Origin of the sequence: Amnimonas aquatica, assembly GCF_002943415.1 — a bacterium.
Lineage (GTDB): Bacteria > Pseudomonadota > Gammaproteobacteria > Pseudomonadales > Moraxellaceae > Perlucidibaca > Perlucidibaca aquatica_A.
The window spans coordinates 1-8,874 of the sequence record NZ_PTQZ01000053.1 but is presented as its reverse complement, the minus strand read 5'-3'; the positions used below and the strand labels follow the sequence as shown (position 1 = coordinate 8,874).

The 8,874-nt window shown below is 69.6% G+C and carries 10 protein-coding genes and 1 pseudogene; 9 read left to right on the top strand and 2 right to left on the bottom strand.

The window, feature by feature from the left end; all coding sequences use genetic code 11:
- A partial coding sequence (locus tag C5O18_RS03665; RefSeq protein ID WP_146089192.1) for a hypothetical protein occupies positions 1-206 on the bottom strand: 206 nt, incomplete at its 3' end.
- 77 nt (positions 207-283) lie between these two features.
- Here C5O18_RS03665 and C5O18_RS03660 point away from each other — a divergent pair.
- The 9 genes and pseudogenes from C5O18_RS03660 to C5O18_RS03625 all read left to right on the top strand — a co-directional run bounded on the left by C5O18_RS03660 (position 284) and on the right by C5O18_RS03625 (position 8,168).
- A complete protein-coding gene (locus C5O18_RS03660) occupies positions 284-1,363 on the top strand; it encodes an aminoglycoside phosphotransferase family protein (protein ID WP_105191560.1) in 1,080 nt (359 codons plus the stop codon).
- A 10-nt stretch (positions 1,364-1,373) separates the two neighbouring features.
- Positions 1,374-2,129, top strand: coding sequence for a nucleotidyltransferase family protein (locus tag C5O18_RS03655; RefSeq protein ID WP_105191558.1), 756 nt, complete (start codon positions 1,374-1,376; stop codon positions 2,127-2,129).
- 51 nt (positions 2,130-2,180) lie between these two features.
- Entirely contained in the window at positions 2,181-2,870 is a 690-nt protein-coding gene (gene rpe / locus C5O18_RS03650; RefSeq protein WP_105191555.1) for a ribulose-phosphate 3-epimerase, read from the top strand.
- A 44-nt stretch (positions 2,871-2,914) separates the two neighbouring features.
- Complete coding sequence (locus tag C5O18_RS03645; RefSeq protein ID WP_105191553.1) at positions 2,915-3,604, top strand: phosphoglycolate phosphatase; 690 nt, start codon at positions 2,915-2,917, stop codon at positions 3,602-3,604.
- Between the two features lie 208 nt (positions 3,605-3,812).
- A pseudogene (gene trpE / locus C5O18_RS03640) lies at positions 3,813-5,207 on the top strand (anthranilate synthase component I); the annotation flags it as partial.
- A 57-nt stretch (positions 5,208-5,264) separates the two neighbouring features.
- Positions 5,265-5,861 (top strand): aminodeoxychorismate/anthranilate synthase component II, encoded by a 597-nt coding sequence (locus tag C5O18_RS10820; RefSeq protein ID WP_241146725.1) that lies wholly within the window; start codon positions 5,265-5,267, stop codon positions 5,859-5,861.
- Between the two features lie 39 nt (positions 5,862-5,900).
- Complete coding sequence (gene trpD / locus C5O18_RS03635) at positions 5,901-6,950, top strand: anthranilate phosphoribosyltransferase (protein WP_105191549.1); 1,050 nt, start codon at positions 5,901-5,903, stop codon at positions 6,948-6,950.
- The gene (gene trpC / locus C5O18_RS03630; protein WP_105191547.1) at positions 6,947-7,735 is read left to right on the top strand and encodes an indole-3-glycerol phosphate synthase TrpC; all 789 of its coding nucleotides are present in this window, start codon (positions 6,947-6,949) and stop codon (positions 7,733-7,735) included. Before trpD ends, trpC begins: the two co-directional genes overlap by 4 nt.
- Positions 7,736-7,745: 10 nt before the next feature.
- The gene (locus tag C5O18_RS03625) at positions 7,746-8,168 is read left to right on the top strand and encodes an OsmC family protein (protein WP_105191545.1); all 423 of its coding nucleotides are present in this window, start codon (positions 7,746-7,748) and stop codon (positions 8,166-8,168) included.
- A gap of 63 nt (positions 8,169-8,231) precedes the next feature.
- Here the strand turns inward: C5O18_RS03625 and coq7 are convergent, their stop codons facing one another.
- A complete protein-coding gene (gene coq7 / locus C5O18_RS03620; protein WP_105191543.1) occupies positions 8,232-8,870 on the bottom strand; it encodes a 2-polyprenyl-3-methyl-6-methoxy-1,4-benzoquinone monooxygenase in 639 nt (212 codons plus the stop codon).
- Positions 8,871-8,874: the final 4 nt, after the last annotated feature.

The window sequence follows — 8,874 nt, the reverse complement described above, 5'->3', positions numbered from 1 at the left end:
AGGCTCTGCAGGGCCTCGCGGCTGCCCATGCGGGTCGCTTGCGCGTCGGCATCCAGCGCAGGCAGGGCTTCGCGGTCCTCCGTGGCGGCTTCCGCGGCCAGCACGGGCGTGGCGCCGACGCAGGCCAGCGCGATCAGGCTGGCGGCCAGCGGCGACAGCACCAGGCGCCGGGCTGGCGGAGGGTCGTCGCGACGCGTATCAGTCATGGCAGAGTCATTGGGTCAATCCGGGATTTGCCGGATAATAGAGTCTTTGTCACCCGTTCAGCTAGGAAAATCCCAAGATGACCGCAGACTCCCGCGCACAGCACCTGGGCGAATGGACACGTACCTGGCTGGCGCGCCAGCCGGGCTGGCCGCAGCCGGCCGGCCCCCTCGAAGTGGTTTCCGGCGATGCCAGCTTCCGGCGCTATTTTCGCCAGCCGCTGGCGCAGGGCAGCCTGATCGCTGTCGACGCGCCGGTCGAGAAGGAGGACTGCCGGCCTTTCGTGGCCATCGCCGGCGCCCTGCACCGGCACGGGCTGTGCGTGCCCGAGGTGCTGGCCTGGTCGTCGCAAGAGGGTTTCATGCTGCTCTCCGACCTCGGCGACACCCTGCTGCGCAGCGAGCTGGGCGAGGCATCGGCGAGCACCCTCTACGGTGCCGCCATGACCGCCCTGGTGCAGATGCAGTCCTGCCCGCCGCCTGCCGACTATTTCCTGCCGCGCTACGACCGTGATCGCCTGCTGACGGAAATGCGCCTGCTCACCGAGTGGTTCGTTCCGCGCTATCTCGGCGTGACCCTCACCGAGGCGCAGGCGGCTGATGCCGAGCAGCAGTTCGCGCTCATCGCGGATGCCGTGCTGGCGCAGCCGGCGGTGTTCGTGCACCGCGACTACCATTCGCGCAACCTCATGCTCACGCCTTCGGGCGAGCTGGGCATCATCGACTTCCAGGACGCGGTGACCGGACCGGTCACCTACGACCTGGTGTCGCTGCTGCGCGATGCCTATGTGTCGTGGCCGGCGGCGGACGTGCGTCGCTGGGCCCTGCAGTGCCGCGAGGAGCAGATCGCCGCCGGTCTGCTGGCGGCCGACGTCGACGCGCGGACCTATCTGGCCTGGTTCGACTGGATGGCCGCGCAGCGGCACCTGAAGGTGGTCGGCATCTTCGCCCGCCTGAGCCTGCGCGACGGCAAGCACGGCTATCTGGACGACATTCCGCTGGTCTACCGCTACCTGCTCGACGAGGTCGCCGGCCACGAGGCGCTGCGGCCGCTGCACCAGCTGCTGCTGGCGCTGCTGCCGGCCTATCTGGCGAAGCATCCGGCCGCCGCCGGCCTGCTCGGCGACGCGCTGCCGGCCGCCACGGCCGGACAGGGCTGAGGGCGCCGACATGAAGGGCATGATCCTTGCCGCCGGTCTCGGCGCGCGCATGCGGCCGCTGACCGAACACACGCCGAAGCCGCTGCTCAAGGTCGGCGGCAAGCCGCTGATCGTCTGGCACATCGAAGCCCTGCGCGCCGCCAACGTGCGCGAGATCGTCATCAACACCGCCTGGCTGGGCCACAAGCTGGAGAAGGCCCTGGGTGACGGCCGGGCGCTGGGCGTCAACATCCACTGGTCGCACGAGCCCGACGGCCACCCGCTGGAGACCGCCGGCGGCATCATCCAGGCGCTGCCGCTGCTGGGGCGCGACCCTTTCCTGCTGGTCAACGGCGATATCTGGCTGCGCAAGTTCTTCTCGCCGCTGAAGCGCGCGCTGGCGCCGGGCCGGCAGGCGCACCTGGTGCTGGTCGACAACCCGGAGCACAACCCGCGCGGCGACTTCCTGCTCGCCTGCGGCGATGCCGCGCCGGAGGCTGGCGTGCGCCATGCCGTCGCGCCGGTGCCGGATACCATCGACCTGCTGCCGCAGCCGCCGGGCGCGGTGGCTGCGGGGCAGCGCCTGACCTACGCCGGGCTGGCGGTCTACTGTCCCAGCCTGTTCCAGGGCCTGCCGGCGGGTGTGCGGCCGCTGGCGCCGCTGCTGCGCGAGGCCATCGCCGCCGGACGCGTCGGCGGCGAGTACTTCCCTGGCCCCTGGGTCGATGTCGGCACGCCGCAGCGACTCCAGGACCTGGATGCGGCTATCATGGCCGGGTCCATCTGAAACCCCGGGCGCGCAGCGGCGCGCCCTGCTGACGAGAGCGCCGAGCTGTCCATGACCGATTTCCTGATCGCCCCCTCCATTCTTTCAGCCGATTTCGCCCGCCTGGGCCAGGAGGTCGAGGACGTGCTCGCGGCCGGCGCCGACGTGGTGCATTTCGATGTCATGGACAACCACTACGTGCCCAACCTGACCATCGGCCCCATGGTCTGCAAGGCGCTGCGCAAGCACGGCATCACCGCGCCCATCGACGTGCACCTGATGGTGAAGCCGGTGGACCGCCTGATCGGCGACTTCCTGGAGGCCGGTGCCAGCATCATCACCTTCCACCCGGAGGCCTCCGAGCACATCGACCGCTCGCTGCAGATGATCCGCGACGGAGGCGCGCAGGCCGGCCTGGTGTTCAACCCGGCGACGCCGCTGCATCATCTCGACCACGTCATGGACAAGGTCGATGTCATCCTGCTGATGAGCGTGAACCCGGGCTTCGGCGGCCAGAAGTTCATTCCCGGCACGCTCGCCAAGCTGCGCGCCGCGCGCGAACGCATCAAGGCATCCGGCCGCGACATCCGCCTGGAGATCGACGGCGGGGTCGGGGTCGGCAATATCCGCGAGATCGCCGAGGCCGGCGCCGACATGTTCGTGGCTGGCTCGGCGATCTTCAACGCGCCGGGTGGCGCGCAGGGCTATGCCGCGGTGATCCGCGACATGCGTGCCGAGCTGGCGAAGGCCGGCGGCGCCTGAGCCATTCCGACGATCCGCTGCGCACCGCAGGTGCAGGAGGAGCAATGAAGGCACTGGAAAGCTGGCTGGGTGGTCTGCCCGCCGTGATTCTCATGGACCTGGACGGCACGCTGATCGACAGCGCGGCCGATATCGCCCTCGCACTGAACCGCGCGCTCGATGACCTCGCGCTGCCGCCGGTGAGCGAGCGCCAGGTGCGCGACTGGGTCGGGCGCGGCGCCGGCCGGCTGGTCGAGGTCGTGCTCCAGCACGTGGTGCCGCACCATGGCGACGACCCGCAGCGTCATGTTCTGCACGAGCAGCTGCTGGCGCGCTTCATGGCGCGTTACCAGGACTCGGTGTGCGAGGCCAGCACGGTCTACCCGGGCGTGCGCGAGTTCATCGACGCGGCGCACGCCGCCGGCATCCGCCTCGCCTGCGTCACCAACAAGCCCTACCAGCCGGCGGTGGCGCTGCTGCGCGCGCTGGACCTGCTGGATGATTTCGATCTGGTCGTCGGCGGCGATACGCTGGCGCACAAGAAGCCGCACCCGGAGCCGCTGCTGCACTGCCTGCGCCATTTCGGCGCCACGCCGGGCTCGGCGCTGATGGTCGGCGACTCCCGCAACGATGTCGACGCCGCGAAGGCCGCCGGGGTGGTGGTGGTGGCCGTGCCCTACGGCTACAACCACGGCGAACCGATCAGCGACTGCTCGCCCGATCGTCTGGTTGCGTCTCTGTCCGAGTTAATTTAACTTCCATGCATCATCTGTTCAGGTTCCCTGTCATGTACGCCTCACTCCGTGGCCCGGCCTCCTCGCCGGCCCGCAGCCCCTTCGGAAAAGCCGGCGCACCCCTGCGCTGGCGATGGTGACTCGCCCCGGCCGCCCTCGCGCGCCGCAAGTACTGCAGTTGCCCTGCCGCCCCTCCTTCCGGGCGGCTGTTCCGATGAAGACCGAGTGAATGTCCATGAACGCCGACGCTTTCGCTGCACTGGCAGCCCAGGGTTACAACCGCATTCCGGTTGTCCGCGAGATCCTGGCTGACCTCGACACCCCGCTGTCCTGCTACCTGAAGGTGGCCGACCAGCCCTACACCTACCTGTTCGAGTCCGTGCAGGGCGGCGAGCAGTGGGGGCGCTACTCCATCATCGGCCTGCCGGCCCGCACCGTGCTGCGCATCCGCGGCCACGAAGCCACCGTGCATGTCGACGGCGTGCTCGCCGAGTCGGTGACCACCGCCGATCCGCTGGCTTTCGTCGATGCCTTCCGCCAGCGCCACCGCGTGCCCGAGCTGGACGGCCTGCCGCGCTTCACCGGCGGCCTGGTCGGCTATTTCGGCTACGACACCGTGCGCTATGTCGAGAAGCGTCTGGCCGGCGTCGACAAGCCCGACCCGATCGGCGCGCCCGACATCTTCTTCATGGTGTCGGACGAGGTCATGGTGTTCGACAACATCAAGGGCACGCTGTTCCTGGCGGTGCATGCCGACCCGGCGCAGCCCGACGCGCTGGCCGCCGCCGAGCGCCGGCTGGATGATCTGGTGGCGGGCATCCACGCCCGGCTCGGCAGCAGCTCCATCGATGCCTTCGTGCCTGGCCGGCCGACGCGCGAGACCGACTTCGTGTCCAGCTTCGGCGAGGCCGCTTTCCATGACGGCGTGCGCCGCATCAAGGAATACGTGCTGGCCGGCGACATCATGCAGGTGGTGCCGTCGCAGCGCCTGAGCGCGCCCTTCGCGCAGCCGCCGCTGACCCTGTACCGCGCGCTGCGGCACCTGAATCCGTCGCCGTACATGTTCTTCATGCATTGCGACGACTTCCACATCGTCGGCTCCAGTCCGGAGATTCTCGCCCGCGTCGAGCACGGCGAGGTGTCGGTGCGGCCCATCGCCGGTACCCGCAAGCGCGGCGCCACGCCGGAGCGCGACCGCGAGCTGGAGGCCGAGCTGCTGTCCGATCCGAAGGAGATCGCCGAGCACCTTATGCTCATCGATCTCGGTCGCAACGATGTCGGCCGCGTGGCGCAGGTCGGCCAGGTGCGGGTGACCGAGAAGATGGTGGTCGAGCGCTACTCGCACGTCATGCACATCGTCTCCAACGTCGAGGCCACGCTGCGTCCGGAAGTGACGGCGCTCGACGTGCTCAAGGCCACGCTGCCGGCAGGCACGCTGTCGGGTGCGCCCAAGGTGCGCGCCATGGAGATCATCGACGAGCTGGAGCCGGTCAAGCGCGGCATCTACGGCGGTGCGATCGGCTACCTGGCGTGGAACGGGGCGATGGACACCGCCATCGCTATCCGCACCGCCGTGCTCAAGGACGGAGTGATGCACGTGCAGGCCGGCGCCGGCGTGGTCGCCGANTCGCGGAGTCCGCGGGCCGGCCGGCCGGCACCACCCCGGCGGGAGGACGCTGACATGCTTCTGATGATCGACAACTACGACAGCTTCACCTACAACCTCGTGCAGTATTTCGGCGAGCTTGGCGAAGAGGTGCTGGTGCGCCGCAACGACGAGATCACGCTGGACGAGATCGCCGCGCTGGCACCGGCCCGGCTGGTGATCTCGCCGGGCCCGTGCACGCCCACCGAGGCCGGCATCTCGATCCCGGCCATCGCGCGTTTCGCCGGCGAGATTCCCATCCTCGGCGTCTGCCTGGGGCACCAGAGCATCGGCCAGCATTTCGGCGGCGAGGTGGTGCGCGCGCGCCAGGTCATGCATGGCAAGACCTCGCCCATCCACCATGCCGGGCAGGGCGTGTTCAGCGGACTGAACAACCCGCTCGAGGCCACGCGCTACCACTCGCTGGTGGTGCGCCGCGAGACCCTGCCCGACTGCCTGGAGGTCACCGCCTGGACGCAGACCGCGGACGGCGCGGTGGACGAGATCATGGGCCTGCGCCACAAGACCCTGGCGGTCGAGGGCGTGCAGTTCCATCCCGAGTCCATCCTGAGCGAGCAGGGCCACGAGCTGCTGCGCAATTTCCTGACCCAGGCCCGCCCGGTGCGCGCCTGACCACGTGAGGCCGGCGTGCGCGCCGGCATGAGGCAGATCATGGATATCAAGCAGGCCCTGGCCCGCCTGGTCGAGCGCATCGACCTCAGCAGCGCCGACATGCAGGCGGTGATGCACGACATCATGAGCGGTCGCTGCAGCGACGCGCAGATCGCCGCCTTCCTGGTGGCGCTGCGCATGAAGAGCGAGTCGATCGACGAGATCGAGGGCGCAGCGCGCGTCATGCGTGACCTGGCCAGCCGGGTCACGGTGCAGAACACGCAGTACCTGGTCGACATCGTCGGCACCGGCGGTGATGGCGCCAACCTGTTCAACGTGTCCACGGCGGCGACCTTCGTGATCGCGGCGGCCGGCGGCCGCGTGGCCAAGCACGGCAATCGCGCGGTGTCGTCGAAGAGCGGCAGCGCCGACCTGCTGGAGGCGGCCGGCGTCAACCTGGCGCTGACCGGCGAGCAGGTGGCGCGCTGCATCGATACCGTCGGCGTCGGCTTCCTGTTCGCGGTCAACCACCATGGTGCGATGAAGCACGCCATCGGTGCGCGCCGCGAGGTCGGCCTGCGCACGCTGTTCAACCTGCTCGGCCCCCTCACCAACCCGGCTTTCGTCACGCGCCAGGTGGTGGGCGTGTTCAATCCCGCGCTGTGCCGGCCCATGGCCGAGGTGCTGGGGCGCCTGGGCAGCGAGCACGCGCTGGTGGTGTCGGCGCGCGACGGCCTTGACGAGGTCTCGCTGGCGACCCAGACCCAGGTCGCGGAATACCGCAACGGCGAGGTGCGCGAGTACACGGTGACGCCGGAGGAACTCGGCATCGCCAGCCAGAGCCTGGTCGGCCTCACCGTGGGCAGCGCCGCGGAGTCGCTGGCGCTGATCCAGGATGCGCTCGGCAAGCGCACCACCGAGGCCGGCCGCAAGGCCGCCGATGTCATCGCGCTCAATGCCGGCGCCGCCATCTACGTTGCCGGCCTGACCTCGAGCTGGAAGCAGGGTGTGGCGCTGGCCGAGGATGTCATCAGCAGCGGCCAGGCGCTGGAGAAGCTCAGCGACCTGCGCCTGTTCTCGCGCGCGCTGCTGCCGGTGGAGGCGACATGAGCACCATCCTCGACAAGATCATGGCGCGCAAGCGCGAAGAGGTCGCGACCCGCCGCAAGCGTTTCTCGCTGGCGGACCAGGAGGCCTTCGCGCGCGAGGCGTCGCCGGTGCGCGGGTTCGCGCGCGCGCTGCAGGACGGCATCGCCGCCGGCCGCCTGGGCGTGATCGCGGAGATCAAGAAGGCGTCGCCGTCCAAGGGCGTGATCCGCGCCGACTTCCATCCGGCGCAGATCGCGGCGTCGTACCAGCGCGGCGGAGCCAGCTGCCTGTCGGTGCTGACCGACATCGACTTCTTCCAGGGCAGCGACGACTACCTGAAGCAGGCGCGCGCCGCCTGCGACCTGCCGGTGATCCGCAAGGACTTCCTCTGCGATCCCTATCAGGTGATCGAGGCGCGCGCCATCGGCGCCGATTGCGTGCTGCTGATCGTGGCCGCGCTGTCGGATGCCCAGCTGCAGGAGCTGCACGCCTGCGCGCGCGAGCAGGGGCTGGACGTGCTCATCGAGGTGCATGATCGCGCCGAGCTGCTGCGCGCGCTGCCGCTGGGCGATCCGCTGGTGGGCATCAACAACCGCAATCTGCATACCTTCGAGGTGTCGCTGCAGACCACGCTCGACCTGCTGGCGGACATCCCGGCCGACCGCACCGTCATCACCGAGAGCGGCATCCTGGTGCGTGATGATGTCACGCGCATGCGCGATCATGACGTGCACGGCTTCCTGGTCGGCGAGGCCTTCATGCGCGCCGCCGAGCCCGGCGACAAGCTCGCCGAACTGTTCTTCTGAGGAAACCATCATGGATGCACGCGTCACCTGGAACGACGGCGTCAGCTTCGTCGCTACCTCCGGCACCGGCCACCGGGTCACCATGGACGGCCCGCCCGACCATGGCGGCCGGGACCTCGGGCCGCGCCCCATGGAGCTGATCCTCATGGGCATGGGCGGCTGCACCAGCTACGACGTGCTGACCATCCTGAAGAAGTCGCGCCAGGACGTGACCGCCTGCGAGGCGGTGCTCAAGGCCGAGCGCGCCGATGCCGTGCCGGCCGTGTTCACGAAGATCCACGTGCACTTCGTCGTCACCGGTCGCGGCCTCAAGGAAGCGCAGGTCAAGCGTGCGGTCGAGCTGTCGGCGGAGAAGTACTGCTCGGCATCCATCATGCTGCAGGCGGGTGGTGTCGAGATCACCCACGGCTACGAGATCGTCGAGGCCGCCTGAGCACGGGCCGGTCCTGCGTCGCCGGCTTCCGGCAATGCCGCCACAGGGCCGCGGCAGCTGCGCTCAGATGTGGTAGGTGGTGGCGGTCATGACCCGCGCCATGGCGCGCATGGCGCGCTGCACCACGGCCGGCAGCTCGGCCGCGCCGGCGGCGCGCGCCATGTCGCGGTGCTGGGCCTCGTCGGTGTGCATCTGCGCCAGCACGGCGCGGGTGCGCAGGTCGTTCAGCGGCAGCCGTGACAGGTGGCTCTGCAGGTGTTCGCAGACCTGCTGCTCGGTTTCCGCCACGAAGCCCAGGCTCCACTTGTCGCCGGCGATGCCGGCAGCGGCGCCGATGCCGAACGACATGGCGTACCAGAGCGGATTCAGCACGCTGGGCGGCGCGCCCAGTGCCGCCAGCCTGTCATTGCACCAGGCCAGATGATCTATCTCTTCGCGCGCGGCCTGCGCCATCTCCTCGCGCACCTCGGGCAGGCGGGCGGTCAGCGCCTGGCCCTGGTACAGCGCCTGGGCGCAGACCTCGCCGGTGTGGTTGATGCGCATGAAACCGGCGATCTGGCGGCGCTCCTCGGTGCTCAGTCCGGCCTCGGGCAGGTCGGCTGCCGGTGACGGCCGCGAGGCCTGCGCCACGTCCGGCACCAGCGTGCGCAGCACCTTGTCGGCTTCGCCGACGATGCGGTCGAACAGGCTGTAGCGGCGCATGGGG